The following is a 17,376-nucleotide window of genomic DNA, read 5'->3' on the forward strand; positions in this document are numbered from 1 at the left end:
GCGCCCTGCTTCATTCGACGAAACGGCCCGGCGCCTGGTGATAGGCGGGCGGGACCACGGCGACGTCGAGCCCGCTGTCGATCACCAGAACCTGCCCGGTGATGCCGCGGGCCGAGGGGCCGGCCAGATAGGCGAAGGCATCGGCGATGTCCGCGGCCGTGCAGACATAGGGGATGGGATTGCGCGCCAAGGCCCGGTCATAGGCCGCCTGCTCGCCACCGCTGAGGCTGCTGGTCATGCCCGTCACCACATTGCCCGGCGCCAGCGCATTCACCCGGATCGCGCGCGGCGCCAGCTCCACCGCGCTCGAGCGCGTCAGCCCCACCACCGCGTGCTTGGCGGCGGTATAGGAATGGTTGGCCCAGGCCCCGACCCCCGCCAGGCTGGCGGTGTTCAGGATCACGCCGCCCTGGTCGCCCATGGCGTTCGCGGCGTGCTTGGTGCCATGGAAAACACCGCTGACCATGACCTCCAGCACGCGGTTGAAATCGCGCGCCGCGGTCGTTCCGATCGGGCCGATGGCGCCCAGGATGCCGGCATTGTTGATCATGCAATCCAGCCGGCCGTGACGGTCCAGCGCCACCTGCACCAGCGCCTCGACCTGGCGCTCGTCGGCGACGTCGCAGGCCAGGGCGGTCGCGCCAAGTTCCCGCGCCAGGGCCTGCACGCCCTCGGGCCGCAGGTCGCCCAGGACCAGCCTCCAGCCCTCGCGGTGAAAGCGGCGGGCGGTCGCCGCGCCCAGCCCCGAGCCCGCGCCGGTGATGACGGCGACCTTGTCCAGCGTGTCATTCATCTTGCAACAGCGCCTCCAGCTCGCCGATCTGTGCCTCGCTCAACCGCAATTCGGCGGCCTTCGCATTCGCAATCACCTGTTCGGGCTTGGTCGCCCCGGCCATGACCGAGGCCACGACGGGCCTGGACAGCAGCCAGGCAAAGGCGACCTCGGTCATGGCAAGCCCGTTCTGGTCGCACCAATCGGCGATGCGGTCCACGCGGGCCAGGTTCTCGGGCGTCAGATAGCGGTCGGCCAGCCGCGCGATCTTGCCGAAACGCCCCTCGCCCGTGTCACCGCCGCGGTATTTGCCGGTCAAGAGCCCCGAGGCCAGCGGGAAATAGGGCAGCAACCCCAGGCCCAGCGCGTTCAGGCAGGGGATCGTCGTCGCCTCGGCCCCGCGCCGGATCAGCGAATATTCCGCCTGGAGCGAGATGAAATGCTGCACGCCCAGTTCCCGCGCCAGGTGATGGGCATGGGCGATTTCCCAATCCGCCATGTTCGAGGCGCCGATATAGCGGACCTTGCCCTGGGCGATCAGCCGGTCCAGCGCGTCCAGCGTCTCCTCGATCGGGGTGGTCGGGTCCGATTCGTGCAGCTGGTAAAGGTCGATCCAGTCGGTGCCCAGCCGGCGCAGGCTGTCCTCGACGCAGCGGATGATATAGGAGCGGTCGGCGCCGCGGCTGCCGTCGGCCATCTGCATGCCGAACTTGGTCGCCACCACGGCCCTGCCGCGCCGCAGGCCCAGCGCGCGACCCAGGAACTCTTCCGAGCCGCCGGAACGGCCATAGATGTTGGCGGTGTCGAAAAAGGTGATCCCGGCATCCAGCGCCGCATCGACCACGCGGCGCGATTGCGCCTCGTCCGTGGTCCAGTTGAAATTGTTGCAGCCCAGCCCGACCGCCGAGACGGTCAGGCCCGAGCGGCCCAGCTTGCGATAGTCCATGCTTGCACCTTTCTAGAGTTCGCGGATCACGTCGCGCCCGTCCCAGCCCACCGAAGGCAGGCGCATGCGGTCGAACATCTGCCGCCGCTCGGGCTTCAGATCGACCAGTTCGATCATCGGCGCATCGGGATCGGCGGGATCGCACAGATAGCACATGCGCGACAGGGCCTGGCGGCCCTCGATGGCGCGGACCATGCCGCGCGCCTCGGCCGCCGCCAGCTGCGCGTCGAAATCGTCGCAGAGAAAGCCGAAATGCTGAAGCCCGGCGCCGCGCCTTTCCAGGAAGTCTCGATAGGGCGAGGCTGCGTCGGCCGGCTCGATCAGTTCGATCTGCACCGGGCCGGTATAGCCCATCAGCACCCGCCTGTGGATCTGGACCGAGACCGGCTCGTCCCAGATCTTCAGCACCTGGAACGGGATCGGCACCGGATAGACGAAGAAGGGCCCGACCCCCATGCGCCCGGCCCAGTCATGGGCGGCGGCATCGGCATCGGGGACCACATATCCGTGCTGGAACAGGGTTCCGTAATGGCGGCTCATGCTTTGCCTCCTTGGTGGCGGGTGGTTGCCGCGATCCGCGCCGCGGCGGCGCTACGGCCGGCCATCCCGGCCCGGCCCCAGCGTGGCGAAGGAAAAGGGGTGGCTGTCATCCGTCACCTCCAGCAGTTCCAGCACATTGCCGTCGGGATCGTGGCCGTAGACCGAGGCATGGCTGGCCCGGCGCTGCGGGGCCGAGCGAAAGCGGATGCCCGCCGCCTCGAGCCGGGCGACCTCGGCCGCCAGCTCGCGGACATGCAGGCAAAGATGGGTGATGCCGTGGTCCTGGATGCCGCGGTCCGGCCGGCTGGGGGCGGGGCTCGAGAACTCGAAAAGCTCCAGAAAGCAGTTGCCGGCGCGCAGCTTGGCCTGCCGCGCCGCCGATCCCCTGAGGCCCATGATCGTGTCGGGCAGCGCCGCGCCCTGCGCCCAGTCCATGCGCGAGGCGACGGTGAACCCCAGCACGTTGCAATAGAAATCCAGCGCCCGGTCCAGGTCCGGGGTCGAGATGGCGGCGTGGTGGATGCCCAGGATCACGGCCGCGCCTCGGCCGCCGCATTGCTGCCCGCCACCCGGCCGAAGACGATGGCATTGCCGATCGAGGCGCCGCCGCCGGCATAGCAGGGGCCGAACATGCCGCCCGTCGTCTCGCCCGCGGCATAGAGGCCGGCAATCGGCCGGTCGGCCTGGTCCAGCACCCGCGCCTCGGTGTCGATCCTCAGCCCGGTGCCGGTCCAGCAAACGATGGCCGGCCGGATGCGCGCGCCGTAGAAGGGTGGGGTCGAAATCGGCTTCAGATGCTCGGCCGGCTTGAAGAAATGCGCATCCCGCCCGGTTTCGGCGGCGCGGTTGGCGGCGGCGACGGTGGTGGCCAGCGTCGCCGCGTCGATGCCGAGCTGCGCCGCCAGCCCCTCCAGCGTATCGGCCTGCGCGACCTGCCCGCGGGCGGCGAAATGCGCCAGCCGGTCCGCCGACCAGTTCGGCGCGGTGGCCGAGCGGGCCTCGCGCCGCGCCGCCTCGTCGAAGATCGCGAAGCATTCGCGCGCGGTCTGTTCGTTCAGCAGTTCGGACAGGATGGAATATTCGCAGGATTCGTCGACGAAGCGGCGCCCCTCATGCGTGACAAGGATCAGCCAGGGCGGCAGATAGGTCTCCAGCTCCTTTTCCCAGCCCGGCGTCATCAGCAGAAGGCCGCGATCCGGCCGGGTGATGCCGGCGCCAAGGCGGCGGCCGATGCGAATGCCGTCGCCCTGGGAATGGGGCGAGCCGATATACCAGGACAGCTCGCCCTGCGCCGCGGCCGTGGGGTAAAGCTCGGCCAGCAATTGCCGGTTGGCGCCGAAGCCGCCGGTGGCCAGCACCACCGCCCCCGCCGTCACCCGGTCGCCCTCGACCAGGATGCCGGCGACGCGGCCATCCTCGACCAGCAGCTCCTGCACCCGGCTGCGCAGCGCCATGTCCACGGCAAGGCCGCTCAGCGAGCCCTCCAGCACCTCGGCGATCTCGGCGCCATGGCCGCGGGCGCGATGGCCGCGCCGGATCTTGTCCACGCCCGAGCAATAAAGGTTCTCCTCGGGGAAATCGACGCCCAGCCCGACCAGCCAGTCGAAGGCCGGCGTCGCGTCGTGGCACAGCCGCCTGACCAGCGCCGGGTCGAGCTTGTATTGGTTGATATGCAGGTAATAGCGGTAAAGCGCCTCGGGCGTATCCTCGATCCCCGCCCGGCGCTGGAGCGAGGTGCCCGCCGCATAGAACACGCCCCCCGACAGGGCGGTCGAGCCGCCGGCCTTGTCGCCCGCCTCGACCATCAGCACGCGGGCGCCGGCCTGGGCGGCCATATGCGCCGCCGCAAGCCCGGCCCCGCCGGCGCCCACCACGATGACGTCGTAATCCCTGTCCATCACGCTGCTCCCTTCATCCCCGGTGCGGCGCCCTGGGCCATGTCCTCCAGGACCATGGCGGCGCATCTCTCGCCGATCATGATCGACGGCGCGTTGGTGTTCCCGGCCGGCAGCCGCGGCATGATCGAGGCATCCGCCACGTAAAGCCCGCCGATGCCATGCACGCGCAGCCGGTGATCGACCACGCCGCCCGCGGCCAAGGGCAGCATGGCGCAGGAGCCCACGGGATGCAGGTTCGCGATGCCGTTGCCACGCAGCCAGTCGACGATCTCGGCCTGGGTCCGCACCGCGGGGCCGGGGCGGATCTCTTCGGCCATATAGCGGGCCAGCGCCGGCTGGCCGGCGATATGGCGCGTGATGCGGACGGCATTGGCCATGGCCATCCGGTCCACCTCGTCGCGAAAGAAATTGTGCCGGATCACCGGATCGGCAAAGGGATCGGGCGCGCGCAGCCGCACCTCGCCGGTCGCCACAGGGTCCAGATGCACCGGGCTCATGGTGAAGCCGGGAAAGTCGTGGACCCGCATCCCCCGCCTGTCGCGCGAGGCGACCGACCAGATGTTGGTGTTGATCTGCAGGTTGGGCCGGTCCCTGGTCTCGTCCGTGCGGGTGAAGATGCCGGCAAAGATGCCGTTCGCGGCCAGCGGACCGCGCCGGGCCAGCACATATTGCGCCCCGGCGATGGCCTTGCGCAGCGGGCTGCGCGCCAGTTCGTTGATCGTCACCGGCTCGCGGCAGCGAAAGATCAGCGAGCAATAGAAATGATCGCGCAGGTTGGCGCCGACGCCGGGCAGGTCGTGCAGCACCTCGATGCCGTGGTCGCGCAGATGATCGGCCGGGCCGATCCCCGAAAGCTGCAAGAGCTGGGGCGAGCCGAAGGCCCCGCCGCAGACCACGACCCCGTGCCGCGCCCGCGCCCGCAGGATGCGCCCGCCTTGGCGGTATTCGATACCGACGGCCTTGCGGCCCTCGAACAGCAGCCGCGTGGCATGGGCGCCGGTGTCGACGCGCAGGTTGCGGCCCGCCGCCGACAGGTAGGCGCGGGCCGAGTTGCAGCGCCGCCGGTTGCGGGTGGTGGTCTGGAACAGGCCCGCCCCCTCTTGCCGGGCACCGTTGAAATCGGGGTTTGCCGGGATGCCGGCCTGTTTCGCGGCCTCGATGATCGCCAGCGCCACCGGCGACGGGTCGGGCTGGTCCGAGACGGCCAGCGGCCCGCCGGTGCCGTGATAATCGTCGGGGCCGCGCGCCTGGTCCTCGGCCTTCTTGAACCAGGGCAGCACGTCCTGCCAGCTCCAGCCGGGATTTCCCAGCTGCGCCCAGTTGTCGTAATCGGTCGGATGGCCGCGGATATACAGCATGCCGTTGATCGAGCTGGTGCCGCCCAGAACCTTGCCACGCGGGTTGTACATCGGCCGCCCGTTCAATTCGGGCTCGGGCTCGGATTCGAACATCCAGTTCACCTTGGGATTGGTGAACAGCATGGGATAGCCCATCGGCACCTTGATCCAGAAGGCGCTGTCGCGCGGGCCCGCCTCGAGCAGCAGGACACGGTATTTCCCCGATTCCGCCAGCCGTCCGGCCACCGCGCAGCCCGCGGAACCGGCGCCCGAGACGATGAAGTCGAACTCGCTGTCGAAACGCATTGCGTCCTCCTTGCGCAACGGGCGCGCGCCTGCGGTGCCTTACAGATCCTCGGGGCGCGCGAAGCTGCCGTCCTTGACGGTCAGGATGCCCATGCCGAAGGTCGCGGCGCGTTCCGGGGTGAAGTTGTAGACGCCCTCGCCCACGATCACCGGCACGTCCTTGATGCCGGCCAGGGCGTCGCGCATCTCCTCGCGCGTGGCATCCGGCCCGGCACGGCGCAGCGCGTCGGCAAAGACCATCATCGTCGAATAGCCCTGCGGCGCCCAGTTGTCGGCCTCGACCCCGTGCCTGGCCTTGTAGGCTTCGGCAAAGGCGCGCGAGGGCTCGTCGAAGCCGCCGGGCGTCCATTCGCCGATCACGGTCACGCCCTCGACCGCGCTGCCGCCGGTGTTGAGGAACTCGGGCGAGGCCAGCGATTGCAGCCCGAAGATCTGCACCTCGGGGTCAAGGCCCGCCTGCTTGAACTGCATGATGACATTGGCGCCAAGCGCGGCCGGCGTGGCGATGAACAGGCAGTCGGCATCGCTTTGCGCCACCTTCACCGCCAGGGCCGAGAAGTCGATGTCGGACAGCTTGACGCCGTCGAGCTGCGCCTTCACCCCATGTTCCTTTACCCGCTCCATGAACACATTCGCCATGGCGACATAGGCTTCGTTGTCCAGCACGGTGATGACCGCGCAGTCCTGCACGCCGCGCTTTTCGGCGGCATAATCGGCGATCGGCGGCGTCGCGATCGAGGCCGGCTGCGAAAACGGAAAGGACCAGGGCCCGGCCTGCGGCACGGCGTCGTTGTTCGACTGCATATAGGCCAGGATGCCCAGATCGTTGGCCGCGGCCGCAGCCGCCGGGGCGATGGCGCCGGTGGTCGGGCCGATGATGGCGATGTTTTCCGAATCCGCGGCGCGCCGGCCGATCAGGCCCAGCGCCTGGCCGCGGTCGCCCGCATCGTCGTCCAGCGTATACTGGATGGTGACGCCCTCGCCCGCCAGGCCCTTGGCATTGATGTCCTCGATGGCCATGACCGCGCCGTCGGCGATGCCGCGGCCGATGAAGGCCGGGCTGCCGGTCAGCGACTGGATGATCGCCACCTTGACCTCCTTGGCCATGGCCATCGGCGCAAAGGCGGCAGAGGCGGCAAGCGCGGTGCCCATCAGGATTCTCAGTGACATTCGTTCCTCCCGTCCTTGGGCGCGCTGCCGCCGCGCCCTGGCGCGGCAATCCGGCTGCCCCTGTTGAAACCGGCGCCCGACACGGCCGCACCGGAAAAGCGGCGGGCGGTTGTCGATTCGTGCATGCGGGTAAATGAACACAAATTCACAGTTGTTGTATACAAAAATATGTGCCTATGAATTATGGGGCGGAAGAATCCGAAGAACCCCGGCCGGGAAGGGAGAGGCTCGTGTTCCTGCAACAAATCGTCAACGGATTGGTGATCGGCGGGGTCTATGCGCTGTTCGCGCTTGGCTTCACGCTGATCTTCGGCATCCACAAGATCATGAACCTCGCCCATGGCGGGATCTTCATGACCGGGGCCTTCATCGGCCTTTACTCGGTCCAGGCGGGATTGCCGCTTTGGCTGGCCTTCATCCTGGCGATGATCGGCGCCGGCCTCGTCTCGGTCATCATCGAGGTCACGGCCTTTCGCCGCCTGCGCCAAAGCGGCGAGGTCGAGTTCAGCGCCCTGATCTCCTCCATCGGGGCGAACCTGGTGCTGGTGTCCATCGCGCAGATGCTGTCCAAGACCCAGGTGCTGCGCTTTCCCTTCGACACCTTCCCGGTGGTGATCTTCAAGGTCTGGGGGCTGCGGGTCTCGGCGTTGCAGCTGGCGATGGCGGTGCTGGCAATCCTGCTGGTGGCGGGGCTTTCCTGGTATCTCTACCGGACCGGCTTTGGCCGCCAGGTCCGCGCCGTGGCGCAGAACGAGCGCGCGGCGCTGCTGGCGGGCATCCGGCCCAGCGTGATCTATTTCCAGACCTTCATGCTGTCGGGCATGCTGGCAGGGGCGGCGGGGGTGCTGGTCGGGCTGGCCTTCAACTCGATCCATTTCATGATGGGCGACCCCTTCCTGCTGCGCGGCTTCGTCGTGGTGATCCTGGGCGGGCTGGGCTCGGTCGCGGGGGCGCTGGTCGCCTCGCTGGGCTTCGGCGTGCTGCAGACGCTGAGCGTCGCCTACCTGTCCTCGCGGCTGTCCGACATCATCATCTTCGGCCTGCTCTTTGCGGTGCTGCTGCTGCGCCCCAACGGCCTTTTCGGGCAGGACGAGGCCGGCGTGCTGAGGGGGCGCCGCTGATGGACACGCTGCTGAGCTTTCGCCCGCTGTTCGACCTGTTCCTGATCCACCTGGGCTTTGCCTATTCGCAATATATCGTGCTGCGCGCCGGCGCCTTTTCCATCGGCAATGTCGGCCTGTCGGCCATCGGCGCCTATACCGCGGCCATCCTGACGGTGAACTACGGCCTGCCGCTGCCGGTGACGCTGCTGGCCGGGGCCTTTGCCGGGCTGGCCTTCGGCGCGCTGCTGGCGATCCCGCTGGCGCGGCTGCGCGGGGTCTACCAGGCCATCGCCTCGCTGGCCTTCGTGCAGATCGTGCTGTCGGCCAATCTTTATGCCGAGAACGTCACCGGCGGCGCCATGGGCTTTTCCGGCATCCCCAAGCTGGTCGGCACCGGGACGCTGCTGGTCTTTGCCCTGGCGACGATCCATGTGATGCTGGCGATCTCGCGCTCCCGGCTGGGCCGGGCCTTCGACGCCGTGCGCGAGGACGAGGGCATGGCCGTGTCGCTGGGCATCAACGCCGCGCGCACGCAGGCCATCGCCTATATGATCTCGGGCCTGCTGGCCGGGCTTTTCGGCAGTCTCGAGGCGCTGCATTCCTATGCGGTCGAGCCGAACCAGTTCGGCTTTCACCTGATCATCGTGATCCTGTCCTATGTCGTGCTGGGCGGGCGGCGCAGCGTCTGGGGGCCGCTGGTGGGCGTCGCCCTGCTGATCGCGCTGCCCGAGATCTCGCGTCCGCTCGCCGATGCGCGGATCATGATCTATGGCCTGATCCTGATGGCGGTGATGAACTTCATGCCGCGCGGCATCGTCGACACGCTGGTCGCCCGCCGCACCCGCGCCGCCAACCCCGAGGTCCGCCAGGCAGAGGTGAAGGGATGACCGATCTTGTCCTTGAGCATGTCCACAAGAATTTCGGCGGCGTCATCGCCTCGAACGATGTCAGCATGCGGGTGCCGGCGGGCCGGATCACCGGCCTGATCGGGCCGAACGGCGCCGGAAAGACCACGCTGATCAACCTGATCACCGGCATGTTGTCGCTCAGTTCGGGCAAGGTGCTGTTCGGGGGGCGCGACATCTCGGCCGAGCCGGCCGACAAGGTGGCGCGCGCCGGCATGGGCCGCACCTTCCAGAACATCCGCCTGCAGAAGGAGGCGAGCGTGCTGGCCAATGTCATGGTCGGCTTTCACCGGCACGAGACCTGTTCGCTGGTCGCGGCGATCCTGGGCCTGCCCGCGTCGCGGCGCGAGGATGCGCTGCTGCGGCAAAAGGCGATGGCGCTGCTCGGGCGGTTCGGGATGGCCGGGCATGCCGACAGCCCGGCGGGCAGCCTGGCCTATGGCCATCAGCGCAAGGTCGAGATGATGCGGGCGCTCGCCACCGATCCCGACCTGATCCTGCTGGACGAGCCCGTCGCCGGCATGAACGACGTCGAGGCGCTGCAACTGGGCCGGATCTTTCGCGAGCTTGCCGACGAGGGCAAGGCGATCCTGCTGATCGAACACAACATGCGCTTCGTGCAGGAGCTTTGCGACCACGTCTATGTGCTGGACGGCGGCGGGCTGATCGCCGAGGGCAAGCCCCGCGACGTGGTCGCCGATCCCGCCGTCATCACCGCCTATCTGGGAGAGGAATGATGCTGCTGACGGTGACGGACCTCCATGCCTCCTACAGCGGCATCCGCGCGCTGGCCGGGGTTTCGCTGAACGTCGCGCAGGGCGAGATGGTGGCGCTGATCGGGCCGAACGGCGCCGGGAAATCGACGCTGCTGAACTGCATCAGCGGCATCGTCCGGCCCGGTGCCGGCCAGATCCGGGTCGAGGGGGCCGAGCTGGTGCGCAAGCCCGCCTGGGCCATCGCGCGCATGGGCATCCTGCAATCGCCCGAGGGACGGCAGGTGCTGCCCGACATGTCGGTGATCGAGAACCTGCGGGTCGGCGCCAACGCCCTGCACGGCCGCCGGCCCACCCATGACATCCAGGCGGTGTTCCGCCTGTTCCCGATCCTGCGGGAGCGGCAGGAACAGCTGGCCGGCTCGCTTTCCGGGGGCCAGCAGCAGATGCTGGCCATCGGTCGCGCGCTGATGGGCGGGCCGCGCCTGCTGCTTCTGGACGAGCCCAGCCTGGGGCTTGCCCCGGTCATCGTGCAGCAGGTCTTCGACGCGCTGGCGCAGCTGCGCCGCGACGGCATGACGATCCTGCTGGTGGAACAGAACGCGCGCAAGGCCTTGCAGGTCTCGGACCGCGCCTATGTCATCGAACACGGCCATGTCGTGGCCGAAGGACCCAGCCGCAGGCTGGCGCAGGACGACGGCGTGATCGCGCATTACCTGGGCACCGGCGGGCATTAGCCCGCCCTGCCCTTGTCCCCGCGCCGCTATGCGGCCGCGGCTTCGGTTTCCAGCGCCCGGCGCGCGCGCATATGTTCGGCCGGCAGGTTCACCGTCTCGACGCAGACCAGCCTTTCGCCGCGATAGCTGCGCACCAGAAGCCGCGCCGGGTCGGGCGAGGGCTCGATCTCGGTCCGGTCGGCGCCATCGCGCAATCCCGCGATTTGCAGCTTGTGCGGGCCCTGGTCGCTCCAGAACCAGGGCGTCCTGGCAAAGGGCACGGGCTGGCCCGCCAGCCGCTCGGCCAGGCATTTCGCCTGATCCACGGCGGCCTGCACGGATTCCAGCCGCAGATGCGGCCCGCCCGGCCCCTGCGCCACGGCGGCGCAATCGCCGATCGCCGAAATGGCCGGGTCCGAGGTCGCCAGGAAGCAATCGGCAAGGATGCCGTTGTCCACCGCAAGCCCGGCCTCGCGCGCCAGTTCCGCATTGGGCACCACCCCGGTCGCCATCAGCACCGCATCCGCGGCAATGGTCCGGCCATCCGCCAGTTCCACCGCGCCGGCGGCACCGTCCGGCCGCGCCAGGATACGCCGGACCGTGACGCCCAGGTGGATCTCGGCCCCTGCGTCGCGATGCGCGCGCAGGAAATGGTCCGACACCGCCGGCGAAACCGCCCGCGCCATCAGCCGCCCGGCCGCCTCGAGCAGCGTGACCCGCAGGCCGGCGGCACGGAACACCGCAGCCGCCTCGAGCCCGATGAAGCCGCCGCCGACGATCACCACATGTCGCGCGGCCGCGGCCAGGCTGCGCATCCGGTCGGCGTCGTCCAGGCCGCGCAGCGCCATCACCCCCGGCAGGTCCGCGCCCTCGACGGGGGGAAGCCGGTTGCGGGCGCCGGTGGCCAGGACCAACTGCCTATAACCCAGCCGCCGGCCGTCCGACAGCACGACGGCGCGGCCTGCACGCTCGATCCTTTCCACGCGGCTGGAGGTCAGCACGGTGATGTCGTTCATTTCATAGAACTCGGCCTTGCGCAGCAGCAGGCGCTGGGGCTCGCCCTCGTTGAAATAGGTCTTGGACAGCGGCGGGCGGCTGTAGGGCAGGAACGGCTCGTCCCCCACCAGGACGATGGGGCCGGAATAGTCCTTCTGCCGCAGGCTGATCGCCAGCTGGCAGGCGGCCTGCCCCGCCCCGACGATGACGACTGCATGGTGATGGCTTCGCTGCATGGGGCCTCCGCTGGAAAAGGCGATCCCGGCGGGCCGCGCCGGGAAAGCATCTTCGCCGACAAGAACCGATCCGCGAGAGCACCTCAAGATAAAAATACGAGATAGCGGGTTTATGTATGCAATACCATGCCAAGATTCCAGGCTGATGCCTGACAAACACGGGAAATCTAACCGCATGGTGTAGCCCGCGCGGGGAAAAGCCCCGTATGCCCTCAGGCGTGCCTAAATTAAAATATATTTGACTGGTGAAATAAATATCATGAATGTGCTAAAAAATACAAGGGAGGAATCGATGAAACGAATGATCGCCGCCACCGGCGCGGCCCTGATTGCGCTTGCGACGCCGGCAATTGCCGAGCAGCCGACCGTAGTCATCATGCAGTCCCTGACCGGCCCTGCCGCCTTCATGGGCGCCGGCGTGTCCGAGGGCATGGCCATGGCCTTTGCCGAGGCGAACGAAAAGGCCGAGTTCGGCGCCGGCAAGTCCGTCCGCGTCCTGGTCGAGGACGATGCCTCGGACCGCACCCAGGCGTTGACCCTGATCACCCGCCACGCCAACGCCCCGGAGGTCAGGATGATCCTGGGCCCGACCAGCGGCGCCGTCGCCATCGCCGGGGCCGAGCTGGGCAACCGGCTGGAACTGCCCATCGTCACCCTGACCAACAACCTGGACATCCCCGGCGCCGGACCCTGGGGCTTCATCAGCACGCAGCCGCCGCGGCAGATGATGTCCTACCTGGCCGATTTCGCCGCCGACACCCGCAAGGTCGAAAGATGCTCGACCGTCTCGATCAAGGAGATCGAGGTCTATGTCGCCCTGCGCGCGGCCTTCGAGGATCTGGTCCGCGAAAAGGGCGTCGCCGTCGTGTCCAGCGAATCGGTGTCCTCCTCGGACATCGACTTCTCGACCCTGGCGACCAAGATCGCCGGGCAGGACATCGACTGCCTGTTCATCTCGGCCATGGCGGCGCAGGGCGGCAATATCGTGCGCCAGCTTCGCGAAGCCGGTCTGGACGAGAAGGTCGAGATCTTTGGCATGAACACCTTTTCCTCGCCCGAGTTCACCCAGACCGGCGGCGGCGCGACCGAGGGCGTCTACATGCTGTCCGACTGGGTGCCGGGCGGGTTCAACGACTTCTCGGTCGCCTTCGCGCAGAACTTCCAGGCCCATGCCGGCCGGGCGCCGGACAATTGGGCGGCGCTTGGCTATACCATCGGCCGCGTGGCCATCGAGGCGATGAAGGCCGCCGGACCCGAAAGCGGACGCGACGCCATCCGCGATGCGCTGAGCGCGACCAGGGACGTCGCCTCGGTGATCGGCAGCGGCTCCTACAGCTATGTCGACGACCGCTCGCCGGTCAGTGGCAGCAACGTGGTGCAGATCAGGAACGGCACCGCCGTGCTTTATACCGAATGACCCCCGGCAGGGCGCGGCAAGACAGCCGCGCCCCACCCAGATGGAGTGATCGCGATGGTGGCCGAGCCCCAGCATTTCCCGCATATCTTCCGCCCCCTTCGCATCGGGGGCATGCAGCTTTCCAACCGGATCATGGCGCCGCCGCATGGCCGCATCATCGCCGATCCGCTGGCCTCGCCGAAAGAGGCCGAGCGCTTTTCCGGCTATTGGCTCGAACGGGTCCGCAACGGCCTTTGCTGGGTCGACGGCGTCAATACCTTCATCGACAACCGCATGGTGCCGCGCGGCTATGCGCCCTCGGGGCTGGGCGCGATCCTGCGCGGCAGCGTCCACAACCCGCAGTATCGCGATCGCATGGCGCGCCTGGCCCAGGACATCCACGCCCATGGCGCCGTGGTGACGGCGCAGGTCATCAACCAGGGCGCCATGCCGCATTCCGCCTCGGGCGTGCTGGCCAATTACACCAACAATGCCGGCACCCACACCCTGACCGGCCCCGAGATCGCCCGCATGATCGAGGATTACGTCCTGGTCGCCCGCACCGTGCGCGATTGCGGGCTGGACGGGATCGAGCTGCACGCCAATCACGAGGACGTGCTGCAACTGTTCCTGTCCCCCGCGACCAACCACCGGCAGGACGAATACGGCGGCAGCGCCGAAGGCCGGTTGAAGCTGCTGACCGACGTGCTTTCCGCCATCCGCGCCGAGGTGGGGCGGGATCTGACCCTTGGCATCCGCTTCAACATGCACGAGCTTTTCGAAGGCGGCTACGATCTGGACGAGGGCATCGCCATCGCCCGCGCCGTCGAGGCGACCGGGCATATCGACTTCTTCCATGGCGTCATCGGCAACAACTGGGGCGCGCCCAGCTATATCCAGCCGCATCTCTACGGCGTCGCGCAATGGTCCGAGATGGCCGGCCGCTATCGCGCCGCCCTGTCCGTGCCCGTGGTCTATAGCGGTCGCGTCGATTCCCCCGAGGCGGCCGAGGCCGTGCTGGCCCGCGGCCATGCCGACGTGGTGGGCGTCGCGCGCGGCTTTTTCGCCGACCCCGCCTTCGTCGCCAAGGCGCGCCAGGGCCGCAGCGCGCAGATCGTGCCCTGCATCGGCTGCAACGACTGCCTGCACGCGGTCTCGGTCGAGAAGCTGCCCTTCGGCTGCGCGGTCAATCCCCGCGCGGGTCGCGAGGCCGACCTACCCCCTGCCCGCGCCGCCCAGCCGCGCCGGATCATCGTCGTCGGCGCCGGCCCGGCCGGGATGGAGGCCGCCGCGGTCGCCGCCGAACGCGGTCACGCGGTGGTGCTGCTGGAGCGGGAGGAAGCGCCTGGCGGGCAGATGCGGCTGGCCGCTGCCGTGCCCGAGAACCGGCAATTCCTGGCCTATATCGACCGCCAGCATCACCGGCTGCGCGCCGCCGGCGTGGACATCCGCCTGGGAACCGAGGCCGACCCGCAGGCGATCACGGCGCTTTCGCCCGACGTGCTGCTGCTGGCCACCGGCTCGCGCCCGCGCCGCCATGCCGTTCCGGGCGCCGAACTGCCTTTCGTGATCGAGGGCCGCGACCTGCTGGCGGGGCGGGCGCAGGTCGGTCGCCGGGCGCTGGTCGTCGCCCGCGAGGATCACATGCAGCCCCTGACCGTGGCCTCGGCGCTGGTCGAGCGCGGCGTGCATGTCCGGCTGCTGTATCAGACGCCGGCGGTCGCGCCCCTGGTGGGGAAATATTCCATCGGCGCGATCATGGCCCGGCTGACCGCCGCCGGCGCCGAGTTGCGCGTCATGGAGCGCGTCACCGCCATCGCGCCCGGTCGCGTGGCGACGCGCAATGTCTATTCCGGCGCCGAGGCGCTGCATGAAGGTTTCGACAGCGTGGTGCTTGCCTGCGGGGCCGAGCCCGAGACCGCGCTGGCCGAGGCCTTGCAGGCGCAGGGGATCATCGCGCCCCTGCTTCTGGGCGACGCCTATGTGCCGGGCCGCATCCTTGCGGCGACGCGGGAAGCCTATGAGATCGCCTCGCGGTTGTAAGGAACGCGGCGGCCGCGAGGGGTTCGCGGCCGTCCGGCATGTCTGCCGGGCCTAGGGCTGGTAGCCGAAGGTTTCGAAATCGCGGGCGTAATGGTCGCGCACGCGGATGCGGTCGGCGGGACTCCATCCGATCTCCAGCGGGTCCGAGCGCAATTCGTGGGGGTTCTGCTGGGGCGGGGTCACGCCCAGCCGCTCGGCCACGGCCGCCAGGGGGCCGGAGAGCCCGTCCTCGAGCTTGAAGACCTCGACATCCTTGCCGAGGAATTCCCATTGCGGGCGCAGGTGGTTGTCGAGGTGGAACTTGGCGCGGCGCTGCTGGTCCAGGTTTTCCTCGATCCAGGGCGAAAAGGCGGGCAGGCCCTTCCAGAAACTGTCCTTGGCCAGTTGTGCCCGCATCCGGTATTCGCTTTCGATCCGGTGATAGGGGTTGCGCACGATGGTAAAGGCGTAGTCGAAGAAGCCCTGGCCCAGCAGCGCCTCGATATCCTGCGCGCGATAATGCTGCGGCGTGCAGCGGCTGGCATGGGGAATGCCCATGGAAAACAGCCGCAGGGGGGCGATGCCCTTCATCCAGCTCTCGACCGAGGTGCCCCCCGCCTTCGGGATATGGATGAAGAGGATACGCTTGCCGTTATGCTGGATGAAGGGCAATTTTATTATCCTATTAGAAGAAAAGTGCGCGTATACGCGAAGTGAATCTTTACTCTCGTATATACGCGCATAATGGAATTTATTCCTGAATCCATTCAGGATGATTTATGTCATTCAGAGTCTGAATAATAATATTATGATCACTATCCTCAAAGCGATCTATGATGGAAGAGCTATGAAGCTTTTCTTTCTGCGGCTTAAGATCAATATTGGAGACCTCGATGAACTCCAAAACTTCCGAAAATCCGCGACCAACAACATCCAGATATGACAGATCCAGAACCTTGCCTTTAGCCTTGTTCCGGTACAATTTGAACAGATTCTCGTGCCGGTTCACGTAGGTAAGGAACTGTTGCGGATTGAACGAAAGCTTCTTGTCGAGTACCTTGGGACGTGCAGCACCAGAATTTACATTCCAGACCCCCGTTTCTTTAGCAAGAATGCTCGACGAGAATTTCGCCAACACGTTTGATCTCTCATAGATGATCTTCGACACCGATTCATCTGCGAGGACCTTATCGCAATATTCGGAGTTCTGACTCCTCCACATCTTGAACCCAACGGATTTTGCGCCCGGCCGATTATAGACAAGCTCAACAAATTTCTCTGTATCATTCTCCCGCAGAGACAGCAGATCTTCCGGGTTCACTTCTTCTTTTGGGACCTTAATATGAAAATCCTTTGGCGACTTGTGAAATATCTCGCCATGGCAAACTACTTCCGGATGACTATTTAGTGTTGCAGTTAACAACGACGTACCAGAGCGAGCGTCGCTAATAACTGCAAATTTATTCGGAATGCCCATAGAATATCTCCTTCGGGGTCATTTGAAGTTGAGACTGTATGTGTCAGAGTTTCATTATACAGCTCTATATACAGTTCTCTGTGGATCGCCTCAATGCTTTAGCTTTACATTCAGCACTTTGGAGACAGCCTTCTCGTCGAGCTTCTCTCCAAGAAAATCAAAAAGCTCCGAAACATATTGGCTTCCTTCAGCATACCGTTCATATTCAACAGTAAAGCATACATCGGGATTGCGATCAGAAAACTCCCGGAACAGCTTTTCTGCATTTCTTATCATTTCCATGACATCGGACTTCTTCCGATCTCCCCACCAGCTTGATTTGCTGACGTTCTCGGGATTCCTGGTCTGGAAAATAAATCGGGCATTTGGAAAGGTGTTCTTCATATTTTCCAAGTATGAAGGAAAGAACATCTTATCCTCGTGGAACCGTATCTCCTTGAAACCGGAAACTCTCGTTCCTTTCGGTGGCGCCAGTATGTCCCGAACAAAAACATTCATCAATGATCGCGAAAAATGCTGAGGATCGACATTTTCCGCACCATACCACGGATCTCCTGGCGTTCCGATAATACCTTTCAGAAAAGCCCGCTGATCCTCTTCCGGCTTGTTGCGATCCGCCCTTCTCCACTGATAGTTGTCCCAAGTGCTGGTCACAGCCACCGCTCGAGAGAGATGGTAAGGCAGATTCCCGTTCTCTCCACGAATGCAGTAACCGGGGATGGAATTCAGCAAGCTTTGCGTCAACGTCGAGCCCGACCGGCCGTAGGTCACGACGAAAACATAGCCATCCTTGGGAGCATACAAGGCAGGATACAGCTTGGCGTTCATCATTCGTCCTTCTTG

General features: G+C 66.3%; 17 protein-coding genes. 6 read left to right on the forward strand and 11 right to left on the reverse strand.

Going from position 1 to position 17,376, the window contains the following annotated elements:
* Nucleotides 1–10: 10 nt before the first annotated feature.
* Genes E3U26_RS13435 through E3U26_RS13465 form a run of 7 tightly spaced genes read right to left on the reverse strand, consistent with a single transcriptional unit; the run spans nt 11 to nt 6,969 of the window.
* The gene (locus tag E3U26_RS13435) at nt 11–793 is read right to left on the reverse strand and encodes an SDR family NAD(P)-dependent oxidoreductase (protein ID WP_499106165.1); all 783 of its coding nucleotides are present in this window, start codon (nt 791–793) and stop codon (nt 11–13) included.
* Entirely contained in the window at nt 786–1,718 is a 933-nt protein-coding gene (locus tag E3U26_RS13440; protein WP_499106166.1) for an aldo/keto reductase, read from the reverse strand. Before E3U26_RS13440 ends, E3U26_RS13435 begins: the two co-directional genes overlap by 8 nt.
* Before the next feature lie 12 nt (nt 1,719–1,730).
* Entirely contained in the window at nt 1,731–2,258 is a 528-nt protein-coding gene (locus E3U26_RS13445; RefSeq protein WP_036757250.1) for a VOC family protein, read from the reverse strand.
* Between the two features lie 51 nt (nt 2,259–2,309).
* On the reverse strand, nt 2,310–2,792 hold the full coding sequence (locus tag E3U26_RS13450) for a VOC family protein (protein ID WP_072463240.1): 483 nt from the start codon (nt 2,790–2,792) through the stop codon (nt 2,310–2,312).
* On the reverse strand, nt 2,789–4,156 hold the full coding sequence (locus tag E3U26_RS13455; protein WP_499106167.1) for an FAD-dependent oxidoreductase: 1,368 nt from the start codon (nt 4,154–4,156) through the stop codon (nt 2,789–2,791). The genes E3U26_RS13450 and E3U26_RS13455 overlap by 4 nt, the downstream gene beginning before the upstream one ends.
* Nucleotides 4,156–5,799, reverse strand: a complete 1,644-nt coding sequence (locus E3U26_RS13460) for a GMC family oxidoreductase (RefSeq protein ID WP_499106168.1) — start codon at nt 5,797–5,799, stop codon at nt 4,156–4,158. Before E3U26_RS13460 ends, E3U26_RS13455 begins: the two co-directional genes overlap by 1 nt.
* Nucleotides 5,800–5,838: 39 nt before the next feature.
* Nucleotides 5,839–6,969 (reverse strand): ABC transporter substrate-binding protein, encoded by a 1,131-nt coding sequence (locus tag E3U26_RS13465; protein WP_083539207.1) that lies wholly within the window; start codon nt 6,967–6,969, stop codon nt 5,839–5,841.
* A gap of 230 nt (nt 6,970–7,199) precedes the next feature.
* Between E3U26_RS13465 and E3U26_RS13470 the strand changes: the two genes are divergently transcribed.
* From E3U26_RS13470 to E3U26_RS13485, 4 genes are read left to right on the forward strand one after another with little or no spacing between them, the layout of a single operon-like run.
* The gene (locus E3U26_RS13470) at nt 7,200–8,090 is read left to right on the forward strand and encodes a branched-chain amino acid ABC transporter permease (protein WP_036757308.1); all 891 of its coding nucleotides are present in this window, start codon (nt 7,200–7,202) and stop codon (nt 8,088–8,090) included.
* On the forward strand, nt 8,090–8,959 hold the full coding sequence (locus E3U26_RS13475; RefSeq protein WP_036757257.1) for a branched-chain amino acid ABC transporter permease: 870 nt from the start codon (nt 8,090–8,092) through the stop codon (nt 8,957–8,959). The genes E3U26_RS13470 and E3U26_RS13475 overlap by 1 nt, the downstream gene beginning before the upstream one ends.
* Nucleotides 8,956–9,714 carry an ABC transporter ATP-binding protein gene (locus tag E3U26_RS13480; RefSeq protein WP_499106169.1) on the forward strand — a complete coding sequence of 253 codons (759 nt, stop codon included), beginning with the start codon at nt 8,956–8,958 and terminating at the stop codon, nt 9,712–9,714. Before E3U26_RS13475 ends, E3U26_RS13480 begins: the two co-directional genes overlap by 4 nt.
* Nucleotides 9,714–10,427 (forward strand): ABC transporter ATP-binding protein, encoded by a 714-nt coding sequence (locus tag E3U26_RS13485; RefSeq protein WP_072463237.1) that lies wholly within the window; start codon nt 9,714–9,716, stop codon nt 10,425–10,427. Before E3U26_RS13480 ends, E3U26_RS13485 begins: the two co-directional genes overlap by 1 nt.
* Nucleotides 10,428–10,453: 26 nt before the next feature.
* Here E3U26_RS13485 and E3U26_RS13490 read toward each other — a convergent pair whose 3' ends face one another.
* On the reverse strand, nt 10,454–11,638 hold the full coding sequence (locus tag E3U26_RS13490; RefSeq protein WP_499106170.1) for an NAD(P)/FAD-dependent oxidoreductase: 1,185 nt from the start codon (nt 11,636–11,638) through the stop codon (nt 10,454–10,456).
* A gap of 292 nt (nt 11,639–11,930) precedes the next feature.
* On the opposite strand from E3U26_RS13490, the gene E3U26_RS13495 reads away from it, so the two are divergent.
* Entirely contained in the window at nt 11,931–13,055 is a 1,125-nt protein-coding gene (locus E3U26_RS13495) for an ABC transporter substrate-binding protein (protein WP_499106172.1), read from the forward strand.
* Between the two features lie 54 nt (nt 13,056–13,109).
* Nucleotides 13,110–15,077: an oxidoreductase gene (locus E3U26_RS13500; RefSeq protein ID WP_499106173.1), complete on the forward strand. Its 1,968-nt coding sequence runs from the start codon at nt 13,110–13,112 to the stop codon at nt 15,075–15,077.
* A 51-nt stretch (nt 15,078–15,128) separates the two neighbouring features.
* Here E3U26_RS13500 and E3U26_RS13505 read toward each other — a convergent pair whose 3' ends face one another.
* The 3 genes from E3U26_RS13505 to E3U26_RS13515 form a co-directional block, all read right to left on the reverse strand.
* Nucleotides 15,129–15,728 (reverse strand): sulfotransferase family protein, encoded by a 600-nt coding sequence (locus tag E3U26_RS13505; protein WP_499106174.1) that lies wholly within the window; start codon nt 15,726–15,728, stop codon nt 15,129–15,131.
* 79 nt (nt 15,729–15,807) lie between these two features.
* Entirely contained in the window at nt 15,808–16,533 is a 726-nt protein-coding gene (locus E3U26_RS13510) for a hypothetical protein (RefSeq protein WP_499106176.1), read from the reverse strand.
* A gap of 90 nt (nt 16,534–16,623) precedes the next feature.
* Nucleotides 16,624–17,364, reverse strand: a complete 741-nt coding sequence (locus E3U26_RS13515) for a sulfotransferase family protein (RefSeq protein ID WP_499106177.1) — start codon at nt 17,362–17,364, stop codon at nt 16,624–16,626.
* Nucleotides 17,365–17,376 lie beyond the last annotated feature (12 nt).

It is taken from the genome of Paracoccus ferrooxidans (genome assembly GCF_029909815.1).
GTDB lineage: Bacteria > Pseudomonadota > Alphaproteobacteria > Rhodobacterales > Rhodobacteraceae > Paracoccus > Paracoccus versutus.

Coding starts and splice junctions, on each gene's coding strand:
- E3U26_RS13435 (WP_499106165.1), bottom strand. CDS start 793: ATGAATGACACGCTGGACAAGGTCGCCGTCATCACCGGCGCGGGCTCG.
- E3U26_RS13440 (WP_499106166.1), bottom strand. CDS start 1,718: ATGGACTATCGCAAGCTGGGCCGCTCGGGCCTGACCGTCTCGGCGGTC.
- E3U26_RS13445 (WP_036757250.1), bottom strand. CDS start 2,258: ATGAGCCGCCATTACGGAACCCTGTTCCAGCACGGATATGTGGTCCCC.
- E3U26_RS13455 (WP_499106167.1), bottom strand. CDS start 4,156: ATGGACAGGGATTACGACGTCATCGTGGTGGGCGCCGGCGGGGCCGGG.
- E3U26_RS13460 (WP_499106168.1), bottom strand. CDS start 5,799: ATGCGTTTCGACAGCGAGTTCGACTTCATCGTCTCGGGCGCCGGTTCC.
- E3U26_RS13465 (WP_083539207.1), bottom strand. CDS start 6,969: ATGTCACTGAGAATCCTGATGGGCACCGCGCTTGCCGCCTCTGCCGCC.
- E3U26_RS13475 (WP_036757257.1), top strand. CDS start 8,090: ATGGACACGCTGCTGAGCTTTCGCCCGCTGTTCGACCTGTTCCTGATC.
- E3U26_RS13480 (WP_499106169.1), top strand. CDS start 8,956: ATGACCGATCTTGTCCTTGAGCATGTCCACAAGAATTTCGGCGGCGTC.
- E3U26_RS13485 (WP_072463237.1), top strand. CDS start 9,714: ATGCTGCTGACGGTGACGGACCTCCATGCCTCCTACAGCGGCATCCGC.
- E3U26_RS13490 (WP_499106170.1), bottom strand. CDS start 11,638: ATGCAGCGAAGCCATCACCATGCAGTCGTCATCGTCGGGGCGGGGCAG.
- E3U26_RS13495 (WP_499106172.1), top strand. CDS start 11,931: ATGAAACGAATGATCGCCGCCACCGGCGCGGCCCTGATTGCGCTTGCG.
- E3U26_RS13500 (WP_499106173.1), top strand. CDS start 13,110: ATGGTGGCCGAGCCCCAGCATTTCCCGCATATCTTCCGCCCCCTTCGC.
- E3U26_RS13510 (WP_499106176.1), bottom strand. CDS start 16,533: ATGGGCATTCCGAATAAATTTGCAGTTATTAGCGACGCTCGCTCTGGT.
- E3U26_RS13515 (WP_499106177.1), bottom strand. CDS start 17,364: ATGATGAACGCCAAGCTGTATCCTGCCTTGTATGCTCCCAAGGATGGC.